The following is a 1,537-nucleotide window of genomic DNA, read 5'->3' on the forward strand; positions in this document are numbered from 1 at the left end:
AATTAGCCATAAGTCACCTCTTATCTAACTATAGGTGATGTCCACTAAGTTTGGGTAAGTCCTGCACATAACGCCCTAATAATGGGCAAATTATAGTTGGTTAAAATAAGCGACGCAGGAGCAAAAACCAACTGTAATTTGTCCTGTTAATTAGCTTGTTATGTTGATTTACGCAGGTGTAAATTTTGACAAGTCAAAGCCATTAGTTTTAATAAAATTTATAAGTGTTCTTGAGCAATCAAAGTTATGAATATCATCTTTTAAATAGGTAGATTCATCATGAAACATCCCCTTAGGATAAACCTCCCATGTTAAAACATACTTATTTTCATATTTCCAAATACTAACCACAACCTCATTAGTACCTTGAATAAATGAAAGTATATTGGTCTTGCTAGATTCTAACCTTTTTAGAAAACCTTGCTCAGTCATAGATGATCAACATAACACCTTGCATAAGCGGTTTTGGCCGCTCTTGCCAAAATCCGCTTGATGCATTTGTTAGTTTGCAAAATAACCTCGATTTATGTAAATCAAATGGGCTGTAACAAAGTATGGCACAACCGCAAAAATAGAAAGCGCTACTGAGTCGAAAAATAAAAAAGGAACCGGCAATAGAGCAAATGCTCCGCAGACTAAATAAATTATCAACCTCCTTTTCGCAGCCAATTTAATTTCAGTGTCCAATGACTTAGCTAGCAGTTGGCAGACTCCCCAAAAACCAAGTGCGCCTCCTACTGTCATAAGTGGAACAAAGTACCATTCAAACAAACCACTAAAAATATTAACAAGTGCGATCGGCGTACCGAAAAGGCCCATTCCTAAAGCGACGACCGGTAACCAAAATGCAAATGCGAACTCAATAACTAATATCGTTTTGAAAAAAGTACTATTCACCATACGAAAACTAACACCTCGCATAACGGGCACTAACATGGCGCGCATAATAGCCGAAGGCGCGCCGTGTTAGTGTCCCAGCGAACGAAGTGAGCATGTTTATGCGTTTGTTAGGCCTTGTCAAAACGAAGCCACTGAGTTTCTGTGCCTGCTATTGGAACAAAGAACAGTGTTCCAATAGCCCCCTTTTTCTTTGACACAATCAATGAGTCTGATTTGAAGTATAATGTAAACTCCCACCATTCTTTTGCTATGGCACCGCCGCTGTTAACAACTGAACTGCGAGCTACAACAAAACCACCATTTTCACACCCTTTGAATTCGGATGTATTTATACTAAGTGTTTCAACTATTTCGGAATCTAAAAGTAAATCAATGCTTATAGTGCTTGCGGAAGCGACAATCGATACTCTTAACTGATCTGCGAGATGACTATATTGAGCATCGGGGACGAGCATTGCTGATAACTTATCATCTCCATACTCAGAAGAGCGTAAACCCTTGTTGCTCACCAATATGGTTTCGTCTGAACAGTCAGAAAGCAGAGTCCCCCACTCACTAGGATAATCGTCTCTCATTGAACATGAGCCAAGAAATAGAGAAAATAAAATGATCGTCACTGACTTCATCAAAATAGGCC

The 1,537-nt window shown here is 39.1% G+C and carries 3 protein-coding genes; all 3 read right to left on the reverse strand.

The window, feature by feature from the left end:
- Positions 1–168: 168 nt before the first annotated feature.
- The gene (locus tag J8L84_RS20025; RefSeq protein ID WP_211072243.1) at positions 169–432 is read right to left on the reverse strand and encodes a hypothetical protein; all 264 of its coding nucleotides are present in this window, start codon (positions 430–432) and stop codon (positions 169–171) included.
- Between the two features lie 69 nt (positions 433–501).
- A complete protein-coding gene (locus tag J8L84_RS20030) occupies positions 502–900 on the reverse strand; it encodes a hypothetical protein (protein ID WP_211072244.1) in 399 nt (132 codons plus the stop codon).
- Between the two features lie 107 nt (positions 901–1,007).
- The coding region (locus J8L84_RS20035) for a hypothetical protein (protein ID WP_211072245.1) at positions 1,008–1,537 on the reverse strand (530 nt) is incomplete at its 5' end.

It is taken from the genome of Alteromonas sp. MMG017 (assembly GCF_018100795.1).
Lineage (GTDB): Bacteria > Pseudomonadota > Gammaproteobacteria > Enterobacterales > Alteromonadaceae > Alteromonas.